At 67.0% G+C, this 23,482-nt stretch carries 21 protein-coding genes; 12 read left to right on the top strand and 9 right to left on the bottom strand.

Translation table 11 applies throughout. The annotated features are described in order from the left end of the window. Positions 1-41 precede the first annotated feature (41 nt). Both BLV57_RS19020 and BLV57_RS19015 read right to left on the bottom strand, forming a co-directional pair. Positions 42-632 (bottom strand): response regulator, encoded by a 591-nt coding sequence (locus tag BLV57_RS19020; RefSeq protein ID WP_091290510.1) that lies wholly within the window; start codon positions 630-632, stop codon positions 42-44. A gap of 250 nt (positions 633-882) precedes the next feature. Continuing rightward, the gene (locus BLV57_RS19015) at positions 883-1,806 is read right to left on the bottom strand and encodes a LysR family transcriptional regulator (RefSeq protein ID WP_091291862.1); all 924 of its coding nucleotides are present in this window, start codon (positions 1,804-1,806) and stop codon (positions 883-885) included. Between the two features lie 81 nt (positions 1,807-1,887). Here BLV57_RS19015 and BLV57_RS19010 point away from each other — a divergent pair, with 81 nt between their 5' ends. The 3 genes from BLV57_RS19010 to BLV57_RS19000 are packed head-to-tail and all read left to right on the top strand — an operon-like array spanning position 1,888 to position 5,256. Then, complete coding sequence (locus BLV57_RS19010; RefSeq protein WP_091290509.1) at positions 1,888-2,586, top strand: succinate dehydrogenase cytochrome b subunit; 699 nt, start codon at positions 1,888-1,890, stop codon at positions 2,584-2,586. Between the two features lies 1 nt (position 2,587). Further along, positions 2,588-4,519 carry a fumarate reductase/succinate dehydrogenase flavoprotein subunit gene (locus tag BLV57_RS19005; protein ID WP_176968702.1) on the top strand — a complete coding sequence of 644 codons (1,932 nt, stop codon included), beginning with the start codon at positions 2,588-2,590 and terminating at the stop codon, positions 4,517-4,519. Continuing rightward, the gene (locus tag BLV57_RS19000) at positions 4,516-5,256 is read left to right on the top strand and encodes a succinate dehydrogenase/fumarate reductase iron-sulfur subunit (RefSeq protein ID WP_091290508.1); all 741 of its coding nucleotides are present in this window, start codon (positions 4,516-4,518) and stop codon (positions 5,254-5,256) included. The genes BLV57_RS19005 and BLV57_RS19000 overlap by 4 nt, the downstream gene beginning before the upstream one ends. A gap of 134 nt (positions 5,257-5,390) precedes the next feature. Here the strand turns inward: BLV57_RS19000 and BLV57_RS18995 are convergent, their stop codons facing one another. The 4 genes from BLV57_RS18995 to BLV57_RS18980 all read right to left on the bottom strand — a co-directional run bounded on the left by BLV57_RS18995 (position 5,391) and on the right by BLV57_RS18980 (position 10,772). After that, positions 5,391-6,806 carry a Gfo/Idh/MocA family oxidoreductase gene (locus tag BLV57_RS18995; protein ID WP_091290507.1) on the bottom strand — a complete coding sequence of 472 codons (1,416 nt, stop codon included), beginning with the start codon at positions 6,804-6,806 and terminating at the stop codon, positions 5,391-5,393. 369 nt (positions 6,807-7,175) lie between these two features. After that, positions 7,176-9,587, bottom strand: a complete 2,412-nt coding sequence (locus BLV57_RS18990; RefSeq protein WP_091290506.1) for a helix-turn-helix domain-containing protein — start codon at positions 9,585-9,587, stop codon at positions 7,176-7,178. Positions 9,588-9,654: 67 nt separating this feature from the next. Continuing rightward, positions 9,655-10,206 carry a hypothetical protein gene (locus BLV57_RS18985; RefSeq protein ID WP_091290505.1) on the bottom strand — a complete coding sequence of 184 codons (552 nt, stop codon included), beginning with the start codon at positions 10,204-10,206 and terminating at the stop codon, positions 9,655-9,657. A 17-nt stretch (positions 10,207-10,223) separates the two neighbouring features. Continuing rightward, positions 10,224-10,772, bottom strand: a complete 549-nt coding sequence (locus BLV57_RS18980; protein ID WP_143047101.1) for a hypothetical protein — start codon at positions 10,770-10,772, stop codon at positions 10,224-10,226. Between BLV57_RS18980 and BLV57_RS43315 the strand changes: the two genes are divergently transcribed. From BLV57_RS43315 to BLV57_RS18970, 3 genes are read left to right on the top strand one after another with little or no spacing between them, the layout of a single operon-like run. Continuing rightward, positions 10,771-10,914 carry a hypothetical protein gene (locus tag BLV57_RS43315; protein WP_176968701.1) on the top strand — a complete coding sequence of 48 codons (144 nt, stop codon included), beginning with the start codon at positions 10,771-10,773 and terminating at the stop codon, positions 10,912-10,914. The genes BLV57_RS18980 and BLV57_RS43315 overlap by 2 nt on opposite strands. A 24-nt stretch (positions 10,915-10,938) precedes the next feature. After that, entirely contained in the window at positions 10,939-12,630 is a 1,692-nt protein-coding gene (locus tag BLV57_RS18975; RefSeq protein WP_143047100.1) for a sensor histidine kinase, read from the top strand. Further along, positions 12,618-13,295, top strand: a complete 678-nt coding sequence (locus BLV57_RS18970; protein WP_176968700.1) for a response regulator transcription factor — start codon at positions 12,618-12,620, stop codon at positions 13,293-13,295. The genes BLV57_RS18975 and BLV57_RS18970 overlap by 13 nt, the downstream gene beginning before the upstream one ends. A 32-nt stretch (positions 13,296-13,327) precedes the next feature. Here the strand turns inward: BLV57_RS18970 and BLV57_RS18965 are convergent, their stop codons facing one another. Both BLV57_RS18965 and BLV57_RS18960 read right to left on the bottom strand, forming a co-directional pair. Then, on the bottom strand, positions 13,328-14,776 hold the full coding sequence (locus BLV57_RS18965) for an APC family permease (protein WP_091290501.1): 1,449 nt from the start codon (positions 14,774-14,776) through the stop codon (positions 13,328-13,330). A 563-nt stretch (positions 14,777-15,339) separates the two neighbouring features. Continuing rightward, the gene (locus tag BLV57_RS18960) at positions 15,340-15,945 is read right to left on the bottom strand and encodes a TetR/AcrR family transcriptional regulator (RefSeq protein WP_091290500.1); all 606 of its coding nucleotides are present in this window, start codon (positions 15,943-15,945) and stop codon (positions 15,340-15,342) included. Positions 15,946-16,074: 129 nt separating this feature from the next. Between BLV57_RS18960 and BLV57_RS18955 the strand changes: the two genes are divergently transcribed. Both BLV57_RS18955 and BLV57_RS18950 read left to right on the top strand, forming a co-directional pair. Continuing rightward, positions 16,075-17,319 (top strand): FAD-dependent oxidoreductase, encoded by a 1,245-nt coding sequence (locus BLV57_RS18955; protein WP_091290499.1) that lies wholly within the window; start codon positions 16,075-16,077, stop codon positions 17,317-17,319. A 106-nt stretch (positions 17,320-17,425) separates the two neighbouring features. Then, positions 17,426-17,608, top strand: coding sequence for a hypothetical protein (locus BLV57_RS18950; RefSeq protein ID WP_091290498.1), 183 nt, complete (start codon positions 17,426-17,428; stop codon positions 17,606-17,608). A 670-nt stretch (positions 17,609-18,278) separates the two neighbouring features. On the opposite strand, the gene BLV57_RS42890 is transcribed toward BLV57_RS18950, so the two are convergent. Then, positions 18,279-18,977, bottom strand: a complete 699-nt coding sequence (locus tag BLV57_RS42890; RefSeq protein ID WP_143047099.1) for a hypothetical protein — start codon at positions 18,975-18,977, stop codon at positions 18,279-18,281. A 376-nt stretch (positions 18,978-19,353) separates the two neighbouring features. Between BLV57_RS42890 and BLV57_RS18935 the strand changes: the two genes are divergently transcribed. The 4 genes from BLV57_RS18935 to BLV57_RS42885 form a co-directional block, all read left to right on the top strand. Then, positions 19,354-20,334, top strand: coding sequence for a 4-hydroxy-3-methylbut-2-enyl diphosphate reductase (locus BLV57_RS18935; protein WP_245757397.1), 981 nt, complete (start codon positions 19,354-19,356; stop codon positions 20,332-20,334). Position 20,335: 1 nt separating this feature from the next. Then, on the top strand, positions 20,336-21,391 hold the full coding sequence (locus BLV57_RS18930; protein ID WP_091290494.1) for a polyprenyl synthetase family protein: 1,056 nt from the start codon (positions 20,336-20,338) through the stop codon (positions 21,389-21,391). Between the two features lie 5 nt (positions 21,392-21,396). Continuing rightward, entirely contained in the window at positions 21,397-23,307 is a 1,911-nt protein-coding gene (gene dxs / locus BLV57_RS18925) for a 1-deoxy-D-xylulose-5-phosphate synthase (RefSeq protein ID WP_091291859.1), read from the top strand. After that, positions 23,304-23,482: flavodoxin-dependent (E)-4-hydroxy-3-methylbut-2-enyl-diphosphate synthase (locus BLV57_RS42885; RefSeq protein WP_176968699.1), on the top strand; the 179-nt coding region annotated here is incomplete at its 3' end. The genes dxs and BLV57_RS42885, both read left to right, overlap by 4 nt.

Here is a 23,482-nt window from a genome sequence, read left to right as displayed (position 1 = left end):
TCGCCGCTCGATCATGAGCGCACGGCGCAAGTCACGTTCCGCTAAGCGCCCTCGAGGCCATTGTGGACTTCCGCAGACTCGATCGTCAGCGGCACCGAAGCATCCCCGGTGAGCTGGTTCAGGTGAGTGACGGCCCTGTCGAGTTGCCGCGCGAGCCGGGGAATCGAGCTGGGCGGGAGATAGGTGTCGGCCCCGGCGTCGAGAAGCCGCCGGACCGGCCCCTCGAAGCTCACGCCGAACTCGTCGTCCTCGATTTCCGCGATGACCACCCGTGCCTTGGGGAACAGCGCCTTGAGGTGCCCGATCAGCTGCGGGCTGTGCGGCGGCGTCAGCAGCACATCGACACTTTTGGGCGCCGAGTTCATGTCCAGCACGATGTAGTCCGGCCCGAGCTGCTCCGACAACGACGCCCGTGCCGACGCCGAAAGCTTCATCGCGGTGGCCACGACCGTGACATCGTCGGAATCCCGCGGCAGGCGCTCGGCGTTGACCGTGCCGGAGATCGACGCGATCGGCTCACCGTCACGGGTGATGAGCACGTCTTCGCCCGGACCGAGAGCGTCGATGAGTGCGACAAGGTCCACCGGAAGGTGTGCCGCGTCGATCCAGCGTTCCCCAGGACGTGGTGTCATACCTCGTTGGTAGTCATGAAGTGAACATTTGTCGACCCAGGCGGTGCTCTTTGGGCGGAAAGCCAACCGGGGCGTGCCTGCGCGGGGTCGTGCGCGTTGCGGGCGGTTAGAACCGCCCGCAACGCGCACGACCCACCTCACGCAGGCTTCGGGCAGGGTGGACGTAATGAGCGGGGCGTATGCGTCGCTCAGCGTTGTGAACGCCCCGTTCACAACGTTCAACCGACCCGCCGAGCGGCCGGGGTAGGGGTCAGATGGGGCGCACGCCGGCGGGCAGCAGGCCCGCCTCGGCGGTCTCGCCGAGGAATCGCGTGATCGTGTCGTGCAGTGCCTGCGCGGCCCGCGTCGGGGTGATGCCACGGCGGTGTGCCAGTGAGACGGTGCGGCTCATGCCAGGCAGGGCGATCGGTGTCCGGTGGAGCCGGTCCCGGACCACGGTCGTCGGCACCACCGCGATGCCGGCGCCGGCGCCGACGAACTCCAGCACGGCGTCCATTTCACCGCCCTCGATCGCGAGCGTGGGCTCGAAACCCTCGGCGCGGCAAGCCTTGAGGGTCGCTTCACGGAGGTCGTAGCCCTCGCGGAACATCACCAGCGGGCGGCCTCGCAGTTCCCGGATGTGGATCCGGGGACGCGGTACCGGCCGGGGCTGATGCAGTGCGGACACCACGACCAGTTCCTCGGTCAGCAACGGCACGGCTTCCAGCACATGGTCATCGGTGAGCGGGGAATCGATCACCAGGGCGAGATCGAGCGCGCCCTCGGACAGTTTCGCCCGCAGGTCGTGCGAGCCGCCTTCGCGGATGTGCAGCTGGATGTTCGGGTGGTCGCGCCGGAAGGCCATGAGCATCGGCGGCAGCAGGCCGGTGCAGAGCGACGGCGTCGCGCCCAGCCGCACTTGGCCAGCCTGCAAGTCGTTCAGTGCCAATATCTCCCGCTCGGCGGTGGCGATGTCGGCGAGGATGCGACGGGCGATGGGGAGCAGCGCCGCGCCTGCTTCGGTGAGTTCGATCCGGCTCCTGGTGCGATGAACCAGCTGACTGCCGACACTGTTCTCGAGTGCTTTGATCTGCTGCGACAAGGACGGCTGGGTGACTCCCAGCTGAGCGGCAGCCTGCGTGAAGTGAGCTGTGTCACTGAGCGCCACGAAATATCGCAGCTGATTGATCTGCACGCTGCCATGATAGACGACGACTATCGCGACGACAGTCTTCATCACTTTGCCCAATGCCGATCCGGCTCCTACCGTCCGGTTATGCCCAGCACGCTGGTACGCGCGCAGTCACTGCGCTCGCTGTGGAAAACGACCATCGGCAAGAAAGCCGTGATGGCCGTCTCCGGTCTGCTCATGGTGGCGTTCTTGTTGCTGCATATGCTCGGCAACCTGAAGGTTTTCTTCGGCGCTGTCGAATTCGACGGGTATGCGGCCTGGCTGCGCACTATCGGCGAGCCTGTTCTGCACCATTCCTGGTTTCTCTGGATTCAGCGAGTGGTTCTCGTGACAGCGGTGGCGGCGCATGCGACCGCGGCGGCGCAGTTGTCGCTGCGCGACCGCAGAGCGCGGCCGATCGGTTATGCGCACAAGCAGCGCGCCCGTGCGAACTACGCGACACGCACCATGCGGTACGGCGGGATCATCCTGGCGCTGTTCATCGTGTGGCACCTGCTCGATTTGACCGTCGGCGCGGTGCATCCGGGATTCGACCCGAACAGCCCGTACTACAACATCGTCAAGGATTTCCAGGTCTGGTGGGTCAACCTGATCTACATCGTGGCGGTGGTGCTGGTCGGCATCCACATCAACCACGGTTTCTGGAGCGCCGCGCAGACCCTCGGGTTCACCCGCCCTGCCCGCGCCCGCGCGATCAAGACGATCGGCTCGACGCTGGCCGTCGTCATCACCGCGGGATTCACGGTCGTTCCGGTCGGCGTCATGACGGGAGTGGTGAAGTAACGTGCTGGATTACGTTCTGGGTGACCCGATCAGCGATACCGCGGCGCCGGGCGGGCCCATCGAAAATCGCTGGGACACGCGCAGATTCTCCGCGAAGCTGGTGAATCCGGCGAATCGCCGCAAACACCGCGTCATCGTGGTCGGCACCGGTCTCGCCGGCGGCTCGGCCGGTGCGACATTGGCCGAACAGGGATACCACGTCGTCCAATTCTGTTTCCAGGATTCACCGCGCCGGGCCCATTCGGTCGCGGCACAGGGCGGAATCAACGCGGCGAAGAACTATCGCAACGACGGTGACTCCGTCTACCGGCTCTTCTACGACACGGTGAAAGGCGGCGATTTCCGGTCGCGGGAATCGAATGTGTACCGCCTGTCCGAGGTCTCCGCGCAGATCATCGACCATTGCGTCGCCCAGGGTGTCCCGTTCGCCCGTGAATACGGCGGCTTGCTCGACACGCGGTCCTTCGGCGGCGTTCAGGTCCAGCGCACTTTCTACGCACGCGGGCAGACCGGGCAGCAGCTGCTCATCGGCGCCTATCAGGCCTTGTCCCGCCAGATCGACGCGGGAAACGTCGAGCTCCATCCCCGGACCGAGATGCTCGACCTGATCGTCATCGACGGCCGGGCCCGCGGAATCGTCGCCCGCGACCTCATCACCGGCGAGATCGAGACGCACCTCGCGGACGCGGTCGTGCTCGCCACCGGCGGCTACGGCAACGTCTTCTACCTGTCCACCAACGCGAAAGGCAGCAACGCCTCGGCGATCTGGCGCGCGTACAAGCGCGGCGCCTACCTCGCCAACCCCTGCTACACCCAGATTCACCCGACCTGCATCCCGCGCACCGGCGAGCATCAATCGAAGCTCACCCTCATGTCCGAGTCACTGCGCAACGACGGCCGCATCTGGGTACCGGCACGCCAGGGCGACAACCGCCCACCCGATCAGATCCCCGAGAACGAACGCGACTACTACCTCGAACGGATCTACCCCTCGTTCGGCAACCTGGTTCCCCGCGACGTCGCCTCTCGCGCGGCGAAGAACCAATGCGACGCGGGCCGCGGCGTCGGCCCGGGCGGTCTCGGCGTCTACCTCGATTTCGCCGCCGCCATCGCGCGGATGGGGAAACCGGCCGTGGAAGCCAAGTACGGCAACCTGTTCGACATGTACGCCCGCATCACCGCGGAGGATCCGTACCAGGTCCCGATGCGGATCTACCCCGCCGTGCACTACACCATGGGTGGCCTCTGGGTGGATTACGACCTCCAGACCACGATTCCCGGCCTGTTCGCGATCGGCGAGGCGAACTTCAGCGACCACGGCGCCAACCGCCTCGGCGCATCGGCGCTGATGCAGGGCCTCGCGGACGGCTACTTCGTGCTCCCGGTGACCCTCAACCACTACATCGCGTCGACCGCGTTCACCCCCGTCGACCCGCACGCGGCCGAGGTCGCGGCGGTAGAGAACGAGGCACGCGACCGGATAGAGCGGCTCCTCTCGATCCAGGGCAACCGCACGGTCGACTCGTTCCACCGCGAACTCGGGACCTTGCTGTGGGACCACTGCGGAATGTCCCGCAACGAAGCCGGCCTGCACAAGGTGTTGGACCGGATTCCCGAACTCCGCGAAGAATTCTGGAAGTCGGTCACCGTGCCAGGCGCCGGCGCCGAGCTGAACAAGGAACTCGAGAAAGCCAACCGGGTGGCCGACTTCCTGGAATTCGGCGAGCTCATGGCCCTCGACGCACTCGTCCGCGCGGAATCCTGCGGCGGCCATTTCCGCGAGGAGCACCAAACGCCGACCGGCGAGGCCCAGCGCGACGACGAGCGGTTCAGCCATGTGGCGGCCTGGGAGTACCAGGACAAAGCGCCGGTCCTGCACAAGGAAGCGCTCCAGTTCGACTACATTCACCAAACCCAGCGGAGCTACGTATGAAGATCACCGTGCGCGCCTGGCGCCAAGCCGGCCCCGAACTGCCGGGCGAAATGACCGAGTACACGGTCGACGGCATCACCCCGGACATGTCCTTTTTGGAGATGCTCGACGTCCTGAACGAATCCCTCATCGTCAAAGGCGAGGAGCCGATCGCCTTCGACCACGACTGCCGCGAGGGAATCTGCGGCATGTGCGGCGTCGTCATCAACGGCCGCGCACACGGCCCCGAGCAGACAACGGCCTGTCAGCTGCACATGCGCTCGTTCAGCGACGGTGACGTGATCGACGTCGAACCCTGGCGCGCCAAGGCTTTCCCGGTCATCAAGGACCTCGTGGTCGACCGCTCGGCCTTCGACCGCATCATCCAGTCCGGCGGCTACATCTCGGTCCCGACCGGTTCGGCCCCTGACGCCCACGCCACCCCGGTTCCGAAAGCGGCAGCCGATTCCGCCTTCGAGAACGCTACCTGCATCGGCTGCGGCGCCTGCGTCGCCGCCTGCCCCAACGGCTCGGCCATGCTCTTCACCGCGGCGAAGGTCACGCACCTCAATCTCTTGCCCCAAGGTCAGCCCGAGCGCCGCTCCCGCGTGCTGAACATGGTGTCCGCCATGGACGCCGAAGACTTCGGCGGCTGCACGAACACCGGCGAATGCGTCTCCTCCTGTCCCAAGGGAATTCCTCTCGACAGCATCGCCACCCTGAATCGCGAGTACTTGAGCGCTCTGCGCTCCCAATGAACCTCAGACGCGCGACAGCCGGCGCCCGGAGAGCATGGCGACCGCGGCCAGCGCCGCACCGGCCAGTCCGACAACGGTGAACGCCCAGAACGGAGCACGCCTCGGTAGGCGTCCACCCGCATGTCAGGCTCTCTTCACAGCTGGATCAGGCGCCGAGCAGGCGTGCTGTCGGCGAAGTCCTGGGCGATCAGCTGATAGCACCCCGAGAACAGCCGGTGACTGAGCCGCTGCTCGTGCAGGAAGGACATCTGGCGGCGGATCTCCGGCGCCACTTCCTGCTTCGCGGCGAGGTGCACGAATCCCCGGGTGAGGTCCTGCGGTGTCACCTGGCTGCCGGCGTGTGCGTTGGCGAAGTTCCAGTCCCGCCGGGGTTCGTCACTGATACGCGGGTTACGCCGACGCTGGATCTCGATCTCGTAGTCCTCGCCGACGACATCGTTCTTGCGCATGACCAGGTGCTGCAGATTCCCTTGGTTGATGTCCATGACGAACTGGGACATCCGCCCCTTTTCCCGGAACGGCACCAGATCCACGCTGTCGATCTCGCTCAGGCCGGTCGTGCGATGGGAGTAGGTGTTGTTGAAGCACGAATAGGAGATCAATCCCAGCTTGGTATCGTCCTCGTCCAGCAATTCGGCATGGAATACGAAGTCCACCTCGGCGCGAAGCATTTCCGGCGGCAGATCGACGCTCGTGCCTGCCTCCTGGCCGCCGAGCAGTTCGCCGAGCATGGTGGCCTCGTCGGTCTTGAGGTAGTCACCGAGCCGCCGCAGGTAGGGCATGGTCAGCGAGAGCCGGGTCGCCTTGCCTGGCGCCTCGGACAGATACCACGCGAGAACGTCGATGAAGTGGTAGCTGGAGAACGCCAGCGACCCGACCCCCGACCGATAGCCGTGTGCGTCCCCGAGCGCGTACTCGGCCGGAAACCGGTACATGCCGGCGTTTTTCACCAGATTGATGCTCGTGACACCCTGCTTGAACTCGCCGTAGACATCCTGGATCTCCTTGGCGACGGTCAAGTAGGCGTCGTTCGCCCGCCTGCGCAGTGGCACCGCGATATGGAAGGTCTTGTCCTGTCGCGCGACCGTGTGCAGGAGGTCTTCGTACTCGGTTTCGATGCGCAGAGCGTTCACCGGATCCCACGACGCGTTTTCCGCGCAGACGATGGGCTTGTCGCACAACGCGGACACCCCGCGGATGGTCGCCCAGCGCAGGTAGACCGTGTGGTGCACCGGGTCGCAGGCGATGATGACGGCGTCGAAACGCTCGTCGGCGTGCAAGCCGTCCAGCATGTGGTGAACCTCGGCAGGTGACATGCCCGCCGGGTTGAGCCACTTCGGCGCGTCGAGCCCCAGCAGCGTGGTCAGTGGTCCCATGCCGGCGGCGGCGATGCCGTCCCGGTAGGGATCGCGCGGATCACAGATCGCGCCGACCCGGACCGGTGTGCCCTGCTCCTTCATCTTCAGTAACGCTGGAACGTGGTTCTCCTTGGCTGCCCAGTGGCCGCATCCGCCGATCAGCAGGATGTTGATGGTCGTGATTTCGCCCATGGCTATCCCTGAATCCCATCGCGTGCCGGCAAAGAATGCGGCTTTCGGCTGTCGATTCAAGCTATTGGCTTCTCGTGAGGAGGGGCAACAGCGCGAAGAGGTTGCCTTCAAAATATGTAAAACGTCGCACGCGGGCGACATCGCTGGCCGCTCCCGGTCCGCGCCGATGCGATGGCATCAGATCGTGCCACCCTCGACGCCGGCGCTGCTCGATTTGCTGGAATCGATGCCTCCGGAGATGACGGCTGCGTCCGCGCGGAAGCACGGTGCTTCCGCGGGTTTCTCCGGCACGGATCCGTGTGGTCGGCTTCCAGCCGAGGTTGTCGTCATGAACAGAACCTGGACATGAGACGAAAAGCTTCGTGCTGGTCATCCCATCTTCGCTCGTAACTCGGCCGCTTTGTTGCTATTGAGCATCTCATAGAGCGAAAGCGCGTGTTCTCGTTCTTCTCGCGCGGTGTCCGCGTCGCCGAGCTGATCTGCTGAATCGGCCAGTTCGCACAGCGCGTCGGCCTGGCACTGCAGCATTCCTATCTTTTCGAACAGCTCCAGTGCCGCGGTCAAGCGCTTCCGTGCGTCCGCGTGTTCGCCGCGTCGCCCTTGCACAGTGCCGCTGGTTCGGAGCGCCTGTGCCTTGCCGATGCTGGAACCCCAGCGGTCGTACAACCGGAACGCTTCGTCGCATCGGCTCACCGCCAGCTCGAATGAGTTCAGCGTCGCGAGGTTGACCGCCGAGCGCACCAGCAGGTGGGCGTGGGTGGCGTCGTTGCCCGGGGTGGGAGTGCCGGGCTGCTGCTGTCGCAGATCGCTGATGCAGGCGTCGAATTCCAGCGCCGCGTCGGCGAACAGCCCCGCCGTGTGGCAGTAATTGGCTCGGATGATGCGTACGTACTGCCTGCCGAGCTGGCAATCGCCCTCCTCGAACAGTCTTGCCGCTTCGTCGAGCAGTGCGGTCGAGGCCGGTGGTGTGCCCGTGTAGAGGTAGCCGCTCATCAGCGCGACCTTCGCCCAGCCTTGATTGGTGGGGTCGCCGGCCGCCACCGCCGCTTCCAACGCCTCCCGCGCCGCCTCGATGGCGGCATCCGGCCGGCCGAAGACGGTTGCGTGCATGAAGGAGATGTTGATGCGATGGGTCGCCTCGTCGTGCTTGCTGCCGATCGCCACGGCGGACCGCACCGCGAGTTCGAAGACCTCGTAGGCGGCGTTCATGCTCTCGCCGATGTCCATGAACCAGGGCAAAGTGTTGGCCAGCTCGTTGAGCTGCTGATGCCCGCCGTGAGTGGCCGAGCGCCGCGCGGCCGAGAGCCAGCTGTCGGCCTCGACATCGAGCCAGCGACGTGCGCCGGCGCGGTCGCTGAACGAAAGCGTCTCGGTCGGCGACCCCGTCACCTGGCCGGCCGGGTAGAAGTCCCCGGACTGGAAGTAGCTGAACGCCGCGATCGCGGTGCCGACCAGCCAGTCGGTCAGCCGACGCTGGGCGGCCTCGGCCGCCTCCTCGGACTCCTCTTGAGCGAGCTGTTCCGCGGCGAACACCGCGAGCAGGTCGTGGAATTGATACCGGCCGTCCCGGTCGGAGACCTGCAGCAGGCTGTCGTCGACCAGTCCCTCCAGGATGTCGACCACCTCGCGCTCGTGCGCGGCGTCGATGAGCGCCATCGCCGCTCCGACGGAGAAGTCGGCCGAGGGCACGAGCGAGAGCCTGCGGAAGGCCATGGCCGCGGCCGGGGACAGCTGACGATAAGACAGCTCGATCACGGCTCGCACGCTGAGGCTGCCCGCGGTAAGGGTGGTCAAGCGCTTGTTGCGGTCGCGCAGCTGTTCGACGAGCCCCGACAGAGACCAAGCAGGCCGGCTGGCGAGCCGGTTACCGGCTATCCGCAGCGCGAGCGGCAGCCGATCGCACAAGTCCACCAGCTCGAGGGCTGCCGTGTGCTCCTGCGTGACACGCGGACCCGCGATGCTCGTGAGCAACGCGACGGCGTCATCCCGGTCGAGCACGCCGAGAGACAGGCGCCTCGAACCCTCGAGCCCCACCAGCATCTGGCGGGCGGTGATCAGCGTGAGACATCGTCCGCCACCGATGAGCAGCGGGCGCACTTGCGCTTCGTCGGCGGCGTCGTCGAGCACGATCAGCATGGCCCGATCCTTGAGCAGCGCCTGACACAGGCCTGCCCGTTGTTCCGGCTCCGCCGGAATGGCTTGCGCATCGACACCGAGGGCGCGCAGGGCCGTCTGTAATACAGCGGCCGGATCGCGTGGTTCGGGCGACATTCCCCGCAGTTTCAAAAAGAGGTGACCATCGGGGAATCCGGCGGCGAGTTCGTGAGCCGCCCGCACGGCGAGACTGGTCTTGCCCGCACCAGGCGGACCACTCAGTACCGCCACCCGCCCCGACCGGAGGTTGGCGCCGCGCAGTTCCTCGGCGAGCGCGCGCAGGGCGTCGAGATCATGCTCGCGACCAGTGAGATCGTCGAGATCGGCAGGCAGCGCGTACGCCGGGAACGGGACAGCGGTGGGGTTGTCCGGCTGAGCCCGGCCCCGCCTCGCGCTCTTGTGCAACCGCGCCAGCTCAGGCTCACTCAAGCCCAAGGGGGCCGCGAGCGCCGTGACCGTTTGACTCCGAGGTCCTTTGGCGACTCCGCGTTCCATGTCGCTGATGGCCCGGACGCTGACGCCGGAGCTGTCGGAAAGCTCTTCTTGGGTGAGCTTCGCGCGGAGCCGGTGGCTTTTCAGGAGATCCTTGAAAATTGTAGGACTTTCTCCTGAATCCGCATTCGTCATGGTCGGCGATTATCCATGATCGCGCGAATCGGGTGAATGCCGGTTATCGCGCATGGACACCTCGCGACTACCAGGAAACCGGGCGGGCCCAGGCGTAGTTGCAGATGCTGTAGCCGAGCTGGTTGGCGCGCTGCACGGCCGAGTCGTCGTACTTGCGGTACTGGTCGAACTGGCCTCGGGCCGCGTCGAGACGGCCTGCGGAGACCTGCTTGGTCATCTCGGTCCAATGCCAGTTGGCGTTCGCGTAATCGGACCAAACCTTCGCGGTCTCGTTGGCGAGCGCGGCTGACCGGCCCGCGGTCGCGGTCTGTTTCCAGCGGCCAAGAAGGTCGGCGCGCAGCTCGCCGACCTTCTTGGCCCAGCTGACGAACAGCTTGCCGCTGTTGGCGTACTTGTTCGCTTCGCCGACCCTGGCGACCGCGGCGGCACAGGCGTCATCGGCCAGGTGGATGTAATCCCAGTTGTCCTGCGCCGGGACGTCGACCTGGCGCACCACGCTGCTGGCCGGAGCGCGAGCGGGCCGTTCCAGATCATGATAGGTCTGCACACCCAGGAATCCGAGTATCCCCAGCAGGCTGCCGATCAGGCCGAGCGTTGTCACCATGCCGCCGCGTCGCATGCCATCCTCCTTCGAGGTCAGCGGTGGGTGCGGTCGTGCATGTACTGGTAGTAGCTGAACCACCAGTAGCCGCTGTTGTCACTGAGCTTGCTGTCGTTCACGCCGAAGAGCAGGCGGACCCGCGGACCGCCCCAGACGGTGCACTGCGCGAACGCGGTCGCCTGCGCTGGCGCGCCGACCCAGCCGGTCGGGTTGTTGTTGAAACGCAGCACCGCCGAGTACTGGGAAAGGCCCGGATAGGGGAAGTCGTTCGCCGCCCGCACACCGTTGCCGTTCTCGCCGTAGCTGGGGCCCCATAGCCAGCTGTCGATCTTGACCTTCGCGTAGAACGACGGGAGCAGCAGGAACACGTCGCCGGTGCGCAGCACGTTGCCGGGATCGGCGCCCCTCGGGACGCTCCCGCCGCCGTTGCCCTGGACGATCACGTTGATGTCGCTGAAGTCCGAAGCCGCGGACCGGCGGCAGGCCGCCAGCGCCTCCGCGGTGTCGGCGTGTGCGACGCCGGTCGCTGTCAACGGCAGTGAGACGACGGCCAGTGCGAGCGCCGCCAATCGTCGGATTCTCATGGGTTTTCCTCCCTTGTCGCGGTACGACTACAGCCTGCGCCGCCGTGGCGGCGCGGTCGCCGGGAAGACCTTGACCTGGCGTGGGCTGGAAACCTGGCCGGAAGACCCGGAAACCTTGGTTGCCAACCGTGGTGGCGTGTAGATGATCTGTCAGGGAGGTACCGACGTGACGGTGAACGCGGCAGGTCAGCGCTGGTGGGCGGGAGCCGCCGCGCTCGCCGTGTTCGCCTGGACGATGGCCGTGTCGTGGCCCGCCGACGGTTCGCTGTGGTGGCAGGAGTTCCCGCCGCGCGTGGTCGGCGTCGTGGTCATCGTCGCGGGGCTCGTCGTGTGGGTCCGGCTGCCGTCCCCGCGGATCGGCGCGCTCATGGTGTTCGGCGCCGCCGTCTACTACCTGCAGTATCTCCGCTCCGCCGACGGCGTGCTGTTCGCCGTCGGGTTCTGTCTGGCCTACGCGTGGATGGGCGTGGCGGCGCACGTCCTGATGACGTGGCCGACCGGGCGGCTCAGCGGCCGGGTGGACTGGGGCTACGTGGTGGCCTCGTACGTCATCTCGATCGGCACGCAGGTCGCGCGCTACTTCGTCGACCATCCGACGCCGCCGTGGGGAATCGGCATCGCCAAGCCGGTGACGTTCTGGGGCACGCTGGGCAGCGCGCTCGGCGCGGTCATGGGGATCGGCGCGACCGGCATCGTGCTGTGGCGGTGGCTGAGCACGGCGAAGCTGCGGCGCCGCCCGACCGGGCCGGTGTGGCTGGGGTTCATCGCCGCCGCCTCGTTCAAGATCGCCGAGGCGGTGGCGACCGTGCTGACCACCTCGCTGGCGGTCAAGACCGCGCTGGCGTGGCTGTTCACCATCGCGGTGATCGTGATGGTGCCGCTGCTGTACCTGGTGCGCTGGGTGCTGCGCAAACTCGCGCCGGAGGTGCTGGTCAACCTGCTGGTGGACATCAAACGCGACTACACGGCCTTCGCCGACCCGGCGGCGCTGCAGCACACGCTGAGCAAGGGCCTCGACGACCCGACGCTGACCATCAAGTACACATTGGACAGTGGGGAGCTGGTCGACATCCACGGCAGGCGGGTCTTCGCGGGCGCAGGCTCGACCACCGAGGTGCGCAGGCGGGACCGGCTGATCGCGGTGATCGAGCACGACCCGGCGCTGGACGCCCAGCCGAAGGTGATGGACGCGGCGGTGGCGGCGGTCGGGCTGGCCATCGACAACGCCCGCATGTACGCGACCTTGCAGGCCCAGCTGGAGCAGTTGCGCGCCTCGCGCAGGCAGCTGGCGCAGACGGCCGCCACCGAGCGGCAGCGCATCCAGCGCGATCTGCACGACGAGACCCAGGCCCGGTTCTTCCGGATCTTGATGCTGCTGGACACAGCCGAGCACGAGCACCCCAGCGCCGCCGTCCGCCGGGCGCACACCGAGCTGACCGACGCGGTCCGCACGATGCGTCAGCTGACCCAGGGCATCTACCCGACCGTGCTGCGCGACCACGGCCTCACCGCGGCCGTGGAGAACCTGGCCGACCGGGCCGCGCTGCCGGTCACCTTCGCCGTTTCGCCGCGGCGATGGCCGGAGGAAGTGGAGGTCACCGCGTACTTCGTGATCAGCGAGGCGCTGGCCAACGTCTACAAGCACGCCAAAGCGACGGAAGCAGGCGTCCGCGTGCAGGCGGAGCCCGGTCAGCTCGTCGTCGAAGTCACCGACAACGGCCGAGGCGGCGCGTCCGCGCTCAACGGGCTGCGCGCGCGTGCGGAAGCGGTGAACGGACGCTTGACCTTCGTGAGTCCACCAGGCCATGGCACCACGGTGCGGGCCGTCATCCCGGGAGAAGCGCTGTGCGAATCGTGATCGTGGAGAACGAGGGCCTGTTGCTCGACCTGCTCACCGACTCGTTGCGTGGCCGGGGCATCGACGTGGTCGGCCGGGCCAGGACCAGGGAGGAGGCGCTGCCGCTCGTCGACGAGACCGCGCCGGATCTGGCGCTGCTCGACATCCGGCTGGTCGACGCGAAGGACACCGACGGGCTCGCGGTGGCCGAGGAGGTACGCGGCCGCTACCCGGACGTCGGCCTGCTGATGCTGTCGGACTACACCGAGGCCGCGTTCGCCGAGCGGCTGCTGAGCATGGAAGAGGTCCCGCGCGCCATCGGTTACCTCGGCAAGGAGCGGCTGGGCGACCTGGACGAGCTGATCGAGGCGTTCACCAGGATCATCCGCGGCGAGGTCGTCATCGACGCGTACATCATCGGCAAACTGATGTCCCGCCGCCGCGTCGCCGACCCGCTCGAGCTGCTCACGCCACACGAGCGGCGGATTCTCGGGCTGATGGCCGAGGGCAGGTCCAACCGGGGCATCGCCCGCGAGATGGGCACCAAGATCTCCACCGTGGAGGGTCAGGTGCACAACGTCACGCACAAGCTGGGGCTGCCGGAAAGCCGCGGGTCGCTCTACAACCTGCGGGTGCTGGCCGCCCTCACTTTCCTGCGCAGCACCGGCTCCACCCCGGGGTCGTGAGTGTTTTGGCCGGTTAGAACCGGCGATACCACTCACGACCGCTGTCCGGCCTCCAGGTCGGTTTCCAGTGCCTGGTAGGTCTCGGGGCGGTACCGGCGTAGCCATGCGGCTGTCAGGAGCCCGGCAAGGGCGACGACCAGGAGCAGCCACGGCAGGTGCGGGACGATGCCGTTGCTGGAACCGGCCAGCGTCGGGAAGTTCAAGATTGCCAGTGTCACGATGAGCCCCAGGCCCGCCGCGCCCAGGCCGGGTGCGAGGAACGTCTTCACGACTCGGCGGTCGCGTGTCCGGCGGAAGTGGACCAGGATCGCGACCGCCGCGAGCAGCTGCAAGGTGAGAATCCCCAGGGTGCCGAAGCCGGTCATGCTGGCGGTGAGGTCGGCGACCGGGTCGAGGCCGGCGATCCGGAACACCAGCGCCACCGCCGAGCCGAAGGCCAGCTGGGCGAGCGCGGCGTGCTGCGGCGCGCCGTTACCCACGCGGGTGCGGCCCAGTGGGCTCGGCAGGACCCGGACCCGGCCCAGCGCATACAGGTAGCGAGTGGCGGAATTGTGCAGCGCCAGCAGGGCCGCGAACAGACTGACGACCAGTAGCAGCATCATCGCCTTGGTCAAGCCGCCGCCGAGGTAGTCCTGCGACACCGAGAACACCAGGTCACCCGCCGACAGGTGTGCGACGGCGACGTCCTGCGCCTGTGCCACGCCGATCGCGCTGACCACGGCCCAGGTGGTGAACGCGGCGAACGCCCCGATGAACCCGATGGCGATGTAGGTCGCCCGCGGAATCGTTCGCACGGGGTTCTTGGCCTCTTCGCCGAACAGCGCCGTCGCCTCGAATCCGATGAACGCGTTCGCGGCGAACAGCAGCGCCAGCCCGCTCGCACCCTGCAGCATCACGGACGGGGCGAACGCGGCGAAGGAGAACCCGTGCCGGAACAGCACACTGAAGTCCAGGATCAGCAGGATGGACACCTCGAGGACCAGCGAGACGCCCAGCACTTTCGCACTGACGCCGATGCCGCGGCGGCTGAGCAGGAAGACCAGCACGACGGAGACCGCGCTCCACACGCTCCAGTCGAGATCGAGGCCGAAGACATCCTTGAACACCGCGGCGGTGAAGAACCCGCTGGTGCCGATCGCTCCCGCGACGAAGCAGTTGTAGCCGAGCATCGCGACGAACCCGGCGACCAGCCCCATGGTCTTGCCCAGTCCTTTGACCACGAAGGCGTAGAAACCGCCCGCGCTGGTGAGAACCTTCGACATCTGGGCGTAGCCGACCGCGAACAGCAGCAGCACGATCATCGCGAGCAGGAACGCCGCGACCATGCCGCCGCCGTTGCCGACCGCGATACCGATCGCCGCGATCACGACCATCCCGGTCAGCGGCGCGACCGCGGCGAGCACGAGGAACACGATTCCGGGCACGCCGAGGACGTTCGTGGCGAGCGAGGTGTGGCCGGTGTCCGGGCCTGGTCGGCTCATTGACTGCTCCAAAGTCCTCAGGCGGCCCGCGCGGGCCGGATGTCGCCGCAATTCGTCGCTGTGCACGGAGACCGGAAGTCTCCTTGCCCTCGGTCGCCATCGGACGGAAGTATGGGGTGCTCGCGTCTCGCTGCGATTGCCATGGCGCGCGGAGAAGTTGTCCGCCAGCGACTGGCTCGGGATTCAGCTGTCGCACGGCCGATGAACCGCGCCCGATTCAGTGTCCACAAAGGTCGCACTCAGCGTGAGGTATTGGGCGGAAGATCAAAGGTGCCGCCGTCCCGCGGGCTGCGGCTGGTCACCTGCTGGCAAGGTCAGGCCGGTTGACTGAGGAGGAAATGGGTCGTTCAACGCCTCAAATCCCCCTCAGTCAACTTGCTTGACTTGTTGGGTTAGCGGTCGTGAGCCTTCATCGACGGTCGACTGGGTGAGGAAGGCCCGCGCCCAGCCAGCGACAACCACGCCACATTTGCCCTCCCCCGTTCTGCACGCTCCGGGACATCAGCACCCACAAGTGAAGCTCAGGCGAGGGCCGTCAGCGCTGCCGCTGCGGGCAGTCCACTTCAGGTGCTGCCGCGCCTCGCGGATTCCTTCGTCGTGCCGGTCCAGCCGGTGTCGAGCAAGGCGAAGATCCGGTCGAGTGCGGATTCGGCGTCGTCTCGCCCTCGGACGAGTGCGACGGATTCGAGGGCGAAGTGGGCCAGCGCCTGGCAGCGGATGTCGTCCTCGGGTAGTCCGGTGTCGGCGGCGATCGCCGCCGACAGTGCGTTCTCGTGGCGCAGCCACATGCGGCGAAAGTACTCGCGCAGTGCGGGAGTGGTGTCGATCAGGCGGAGGAAGTCAGCGAGGCGCGGGTCGGTGCCTACCTGCCGGGAGCGCTCGTCCCGGAGCAGCCCGCGCAGCGCCTGGGGGATGGATTGTCCGCTGGGGCGGTCGCGGACAGCGGCGACGAGCGCGGCCTCGCGATCGGTGTCCTGGTCGAAGACCAGTGCTTCCTTGCCCTCGGGGAAGTGCTTGAACAGGGTGGCCACCGAGACGTCGGCGGTGTCGGCGATCTCCCGCACGCCGACCGCGTCGTAGCCGCGCTCCAGGAACAGCTCCAGCGCGGCGTCCGCCAGTGCTTGGCGGGTGGCGGCCTTCTTGCGCTCGCGGCGTCCTGTCTCTGTCACGTCCTCACCTTAGCGCGCGTGTTGAACCGATCCAAAAGTAGAACTGTTAGACTTTTAGATCGGTTTCACCTACCGTGGTGAAGGTCGGGCTGCTCGGCCCGACACCAGACGCGGAAAGGATTCATCCTCATGACGACCCCATCCCGCATCGCCATCGTCGGCGGCGGACCCGCAGGCTTGATGTGCGCCCGTGTCCTCCAGGGACACGGCATCCAGCCGGTGGTGTTCGACGCGGACGCCACCGTGGACTCCCGTGATCCGGGAGGAACGCTCGACCTCCACGCGGACGCCGGTCAGATCGCGTTGGAGGACGCCGGGCTGATGGCCGCCTTCCGCGCGTTGGCGCGCGTCGAGGGCCAGGCCAAGACCCGCCGGGATCATCACGGCACCGTCCTCGCCGAATTCACACCCGCCGAGGGCGACGAGGCGGCTCCCGAGATCGACCGCGGCCAGCTGCGCACCATGCTCTACGAGCACCTCAAGCCCGGCACGGTCCGCTGGGGGCACAAACTCGTCCACCTCACCCCGCTCGGGGGCGGGGCGCACCGGCTGGAGTTCGCGGGCGGCGCCAGCGCGGAAGCCGATCTCGTCATCGGCGCCGACGGCGCCTGGTCGAAGGTCCGGCCCCTGCTCACCGACGCGCGGCCGCAGTACCTCGGTGTCCACTTCCTCGATGCCCGATTCGACGACGTGGACACCCGGCACCCGGAAGTCGCCGCGATCGTCGGAGACGGCCACATGTTCTCCACCGACGGCAACGGCCGCGCGGTGATCGTCCAGCGCAACAGCAACGGCGTGGTCCGCGGCTACGTGGCCTTCCGCGCCGAACTGGACTGGCATGTCACGGCACGCGTGGACGTCACCGACCGCGACGCGGTCCGATCCCACCTGGTGCGTGAGTTCAGCGAATGGTCCACCGTCATGCGCCCACTGATCACCGACAACGACAGCGACTACGTGCAACGCGGCTTCTGGGCCCTGCCCGCTCCGCTGACCTGGGACCACGCCCCCGGCGTCACCCTGATCGGCGACGCCGCCCATCTGATGGCGCCCTTCGGCGGCCACGGCACGAACCTCGCGTTGCTCGACGGCGCGGAACTCGCGCACGCCATCAAAAAGGAGAGCAGTCTCGACGACGCGGTCGCGCGCTACGAAGCAGCGATGTTCCCGCGCTCCGGGGAACTCGCCGTGAACTCGAACACCGCGCTCAGGCGGTTCTTCGCCACGACCTCCCCCGACGCGCCGCACCTTCCCCCGGACCACGCGCGGGAACACCAGAACTACCAGGCCAGGGCAGCGGAATACCGACGCCGCCGAGCCGAAGAAGATCAAGAGAAGGTATGTGCCCCAAGCGGTCCGGGTCTGCCTACTTGAGTAGCTGGACCTTGCGCAGGCCAGGGGGTGTGATCGCCTTGACGAGTCAGCCGGAAGCCGCGGGCACCGGGTCGGAGCACCTGGTCGCGGCGCCTAAACTCGCCTGATGACGATGGGAACGGCGCTGGTACTCCTCGGCGGCGGAGCGCTCCTGGTCATCCTGATTCTTCTCACCATCGGGATGCTGCTGGGCCGCCGAGTCCGGCGTGGCAGGAAGCGGGGTCTCTACCCCTACCGCTCCGGACCCGGCACTTACGACAACTCGTCGATGGGCGGCGGCCCGCACTGAGCCTCCCCGGCTTCCTTTCCACAGACCGGTTTTCGCATTGTCACGACCGGCCGCAGCGCCTGAGGGGTCGTGAGTGGCGTGGCCGGTTCTATTGAGGGGAAGCGCAAAGGTGGCGTGATCGTGGGCTCGGCTTGGACATGGGGGTCGTGAGTGTTCCGGCCGGTTCTAACCGGCGAAAACACTCACGACCCCCCACTCGGCAAGCTCGCCCGACTACCCGCGTAGCCCGGATTGGGTGAGGGCCTCCCTCACCCAATCCGGGCAGTCAGGGCCTCCCTCACCCAGATATTCGGGTGAGGGAGGCCCTCACCCAGCTACCCCGCGACACGCCATGTTTCGCTTTCCCCTCAAATAACCGGCCACGCCACTCACGACCCCAGTCGGCAGGGCCGGGTTGACATGCCACGCGTCGCGAGCTGGTGCGCCGTGTCACAGAACCGTTCTGAGTGCTTGGCTGTCCGGAAATGCCGTGAGCCGCCTTGTCAGCCGTGCTGATGACGCGCGTCGCCCTCGATCAATGCGGTCAATTCAGCGAGGTCGTACTCGGCTTTTCCGGGGCTGCCGTACCGGGTTAGTTTCCCCCTGCTCGCCCATTTCCGGATGGTTGCTTCCGAAACGCCGGCCGCCAATGCGGCTAGCTGAGTGGGCACGGTTTGACGTGCTGCGCCCATCAGCTCTCATGCTTCGCGAAAGCCGCCATGCGGCGGCGTAGCTTGAGCCATTGATGGGGTGGTGAAGCGTGGCCGGCATCGCATGCGACGTGGGCCGGGCGAAGGTCATCCTCGTGGTTGAGGAATGCGTGGACCGTGCTGTCGCAATCGTCGTGCGGGCAGGGCCCGATTTTCACGGCGGGGTTGGTGCCGGGGTACGCCACCTGGTGTGCGGATTGGGTGACCGCGCTGATTTCCTCCGCGAATTCGGCGACTGCCGGATGTGCGCTCAGCCAATCGATGTGCCGGATCAGGAATTCCGCGAGCATATCGGCGCGGCGGTCGGGTGGCGTGCCGATCTGGTGCTGCTCGGCCACGAGGCCCGACCAGGATGCGAGCGTGCGCACGATGTCCGAACGTGCGTCGACGGCGGCTTCATTGAGCGGCATGTTCCGGCGCCGGGTGCGGCGTACGCGCTCGGCCGTGGGATTGGCACGGGGGGTGAGCTCGTGTTCGCAGGCTCGGTGCAGGTGAGGCAGTCTGGTCAGGTCGCGCAGCAGTGCGGTGCGGCATGAAGCGCAGATGCGTACTCCGTCGGAGACGGCGGAGTGCTTCGTCTCAATATTTTGGAAACAACGTGTTTCACATATACGGATAGTCAACTTTCCCCCAGGAAAGTGCGGAAGAGCAAAGAGAAGCTCGTCATACTGTGTGCGCATTGGATAACCTGCGCCGCGTCGTCATTCCATGCCGATCCCCCTTCCGCCCCAGCCGAGGTTAGCGCATTTGCCGAGCCGGGTGTGCATCGTTCCCCCAAGTTGCCGGTCAAGTCGAGGCCATATTCGCAGTTAGCCGGAACCTTCCTGGTGTTGTCGATACGACAATAGGCATCCCGGTGAAGTGTGACCTGGATCACTCCCGCTTGGTGGTGTTCCCTGGCCTGTGTCACGCTTTCGGCGCGTCCGGCGTGCCCGGAAAAAGTAACCGGTGATCTTCCGGTGCTTGGCCACGGACGAAACCCCAGCTCATCAGCGTGCCGTCCCCCGTTCCCTGTGGAATGCGGGACCGGCACCCTTCGCGATGCGGGATGGAGCCATGGATTTCAACCTGCCAAGGAAAAAGGTGCTACTCGCCGAGCCTCGCGGGTTCTGCGCCGGTGTCGATCGGGCCATCGCGATGGTCGAGCGTGCGCTGGCGGTCCACGGGGCGCCGGTCTATGTGCGCAAGGAGATCGTCCACAACCACCATGTCGTGAACATGTTGCGGCGTAAGGGCGCGCACTTCGTCGACTCCGAGGACGAGGTGCCGGAGGGTGCCGTGTGCGTGTTCTCCGCGCACGGTGTTTCCCCTGCTGTGCGGGCGAACGCGGATGCCCGGCGCCTCGACGTCATCGACGCGACCTGCCCGCTGGTGGCCAAGGTTCACCAAGCGGCCCGCCGCGTCGTGCGCGACGATCGCACGTTGCTCCTGATCGGGCACAACGATCACGAGGAGACCGAAGGAACCCGTGGCGAGGCTCCGGAGAAGACGATCGTGGTCGAGACCGTGGAAGACGTGGACCGGCTGGAAATCGACGACGACCTGCCGGTCGCTTATCTGACGCAGACCACGCTGTCGGTGGACGAGACGGCCGGTATCGTCGACCGTCTTCGCGACCGCTTCACGGATCTCGCGGTCCCCGCGAGCGACACCATCTGCTACGCCAGCCAGAACAGGCAGAACGGGATCAAGTCCCTTGCCGGGAAAGCGGATCTGGTGATCGTCGTCGGCTCGGAGAACTCGAGCAACTCACAGCGCATGGTCGACGTCGCCCGCGACGCGGGCACCGCGGCGCACCTGCTACCCGATGTGTCCTATTTGGACGAGTCATGGCTGACCGGTGCCGAAACGATCGGCGTCAGTTCGGGCGCGAGTGTTCCCGAGGTACTGGTGGAACAGCTGCTCGACCGGCTCGTCGAACACGGATTTGCGGACTTGGAGATCGAGTCCACCTCGAAGGAGGACGTCGTGTTCTCCATGCCACAGCTCGCCGGCGCGAAGCGCGGCGGGCACGGCGCAGACCAGTTGGGAGGATGACATGACCACGGACGTCTCAGCACCCGACGCCGTTGCGGCGATCCGCCATACCAGCCGCCGGTTGCTGGACCTGGTGGAGCGGCAGATGAGTGACTTCCTCGCCGCCGAGCGCCTCAAATGGGCCGAGCTGAACCCGCGCGCGGTGGTCCCGATCGAGGCCGTCACCACTCTCGTCGAGGCAGGAGGAAAGCGTATCCGCCCCGCCTTCTGCGTGAGCGGATTCCTCGCGGCAGGCGGCGATCCTGACGACCGCCGCGTCGTGCACGCGGCCATCGCGCTCGAGCTGTTGCACGCCTGCGCGCTGATTCACGACGACGTGATGGACGCCTCGCCGCAACGGCGCGGCATGCCGACCGTGCACGCGCACCATTCGGAGCTGCACTCGGACCGGCGCTGGCAGGGCGAGGCGCGCCGGTTCGGCGAGAGCGTCGCGATCCTCGCCGGTGATCTCGCATTGATCTATTCCGATCAGTTCATGGCGAACACCCCGGCGGCGAACGCCGTGTGGAACGAGCTGCGCGCGGAGCTGATCGTCGGCCAGTACCTCGACATCGGCGCCGCGGCCGAGTTCTCCGTCGACCCGCAGCTGTCGCGCCAGATCGCGATCGCCAAGTCCGGTGGCTACACCATCCACCGGCCGCTGGTGGTCGGAGCCAGCATCGCGGGCAGGCCGGAGCTCGCCGGTGTCTTCGAGGTGTACGGCACCGCGCTCGGCGAGGCCTTCCAGTTGCGGGACGACCTCATCGACGCGTTCGGCGACGCCGAGGTCACCGGCAAGCCCGCGGGGCTCGACTTCGACCAGCACAAGATGACCTTGCTGCTGGCGCTGGCGATGCAGCGCGACGACCAGGTGCGCGAGCTGGTGCTCGGTGCGGTGCCGGACGCGGTGAAGCTGCGTGAGGCGCTGATCTCCAGTGGCGTGCGTGCGGCCGTCGAAGACCGGATCACGGCGTTGGTCGCGCAGAGTTGCCGGGCGATCGCGGACGCTCCGATCGCGCGGGAGTGGCGGGACGAGCTGACCGCGATGACCTACGAGATCGCCTACCGGGACCGGTGAACGCGATGGCATTACTCGACACGATCGACGATCCGAGTGATCTCGCGGATCTGTCGGCGGAACAGCTGCGGAGCCTGGCCGCCGAGATAAGGCGCTTCCTGATCGACCGGGTGGCGCGGACCGGCGGGCACCTGGGGCCCAACCTGGGCACCGTGGAGTTGACGCTGGCGCTGCACCGGGTCTTTTCGTCTCCACGCGACCGCATTCTGTGGGACACCGGGCACCAGGCCTACGTGCACAAGATGCTGACCGGCCGCCGGGACCGGTTCGCCGGTATGCGGCAGAAGGGCGGCCTGTCGGGCTACCCATCGCAAGCCGAGTCACCGCACGACGTCATCGAGAATTCGCATGCCTCCACTGTGCTGTCCTATGCGGACGGACTGGCGAAGGGCTACCAACTGCGTGGCGTCGAGGATCGGGCGGTGGTGGCCGTGATCGGCGACGGCGCGCTGACCGGCGGCATGGCTTGGGAGGCGCTGAACAACATCGCCGCGGCCCAGGACCGCCCGCTGGTCATCGTGGTCAATGACAACGGCCGGTCGTACGCGCCCACGGTCGGTGGAATCGCCGATCATCTGGCCACACTGCGGACCACACGTGGTTACGAACGCTTCCTGGATTGGGTGAAGCGAGTGCTGGCGCCGGCTCCGCTGGTGTACGGGACGCTGCACGGGATCAAGAAGGGCGTGAAAGATCTCGTCGCACCGCAGGGGATGTTCGAGGACCTCGGGCTGAAGTACCTCGGGCCGGTCGACGGCCACGATGTCGAGGCGGTCGAGCACGCGCTGCGCCGTGCGGTGGCCTTCGGCGGACCGGTGCTGGTGCATTGCCTGACCCGCAAGGGAAACGGCTACGCGCCCGCGGAAAACGACGAGGCGGATCAGTTCCACGCGGTGCGGGTGATCGATCCGGCGACCGGGCGGCCGGTCAAGCCGTCGGGGCGGTCGTGGACCTCAGTGTTCGGTGCGGAGCTCGTGGACATCGCGGGCGAACGTGACGACGTCGTCGGGGTCACCGCCGCCATGCTCGAACCCACCGGGCTCGCCGCGTTCGCGAAGGCGTTCCCCGAGCGGGTGTTCGACGTCGGGATCGCCGAGCAGCACGCGGTCACCTCGGCGGCCGGGCTCGCGCTGGCCGGGACGCACCCGGTCGTCGCCGTCTACTCCACCTTCCTGAACCGGGCGTTCGACCAGGTGCTGATGGACGTCGCGTTGCACAAGTGCGCGGTCACCTTCGTGCTGGACCGTGCCGGGATCACCGGAGACGACGGTGCTTCACACAACGGAATGTGGGATCTGGCGCTGTTCGGCCTGGTCCCGGGACTGCGGATCGCCGCACCGCGTGACGCGGCGACGCTGCGTGCGAGGCTCCGCGAGGCGGTCGAGGTGGACGACGGCCCCACGCTGGTCCGCTTCCCGAAAGGCGAGGTCGGCGCCGACATCACCGCGATCGAGCAGCGCGGCGGGCTGGACGTGCTCAGGCGCGAAGGTGCCGAGGATGTCCTGATCGTGGCGGTGGGCTCGTTCGCGGGGCTGGCCATGGACGTCGCCGATCGCCTTGTCCTGCAAGGGATCGGGGCGCTCGTGGTGGATCCCGGATGGATCAAGCCGGTGAACCCGGCGCTGATCGAGCTGGCCGAGGGGCGCCGGGCCGTGGTGACGATCGAGGACGGGCTGCGCCACGGCGGCTTCTCGTCCTGGCTCGCGCAGGCGCTCCGCGACGCGGGCGTGGCGACGCCGGTGTTCGACTTCGGCGTGCCGCAACGGTTCCTCGACCATGGCACCCGCGCGGAGGTGCTCGCGGCCTGTGGTCTGACCGCGCAGGAAACAGCGCGCACGATCATCGAGCGGATGTCCACATCGGACACGTGGCTCGACGGTGACCGGCCGCTGGTGATGAAGGAGACCGTCCAATGACTGTCGCACTGGGAATGCCGGCCCTGCCACCTCCTGTCCTGTCCGATCGACGCAAGACCCGCCAGCTGCAGGTGGGCTCCGTCGGCGTGGGCAGTGAGCACCCGATTTCGGTGCAGTCGATGACGACCACGCTGACCTCCGACGTGAACGCGACCCTGCAGCAGATCGCGGAGCT

Origin of the sequence: Amycolatopsis xylanica, from assembly GCF_900107045.1 — a bacterium.
Lineage (GTDB): Bacteria > Actinomycetota > Actinomycetes > Mycobacteriales > Pseudonocardiaceae > Amycolatopsis > Amycolatopsis xylanica.
The sequence above is the reverse complement of the archived record's forward strand: the minus strand, read 5'-3'. Positions and strand labels throughout refer to the sequence as shown.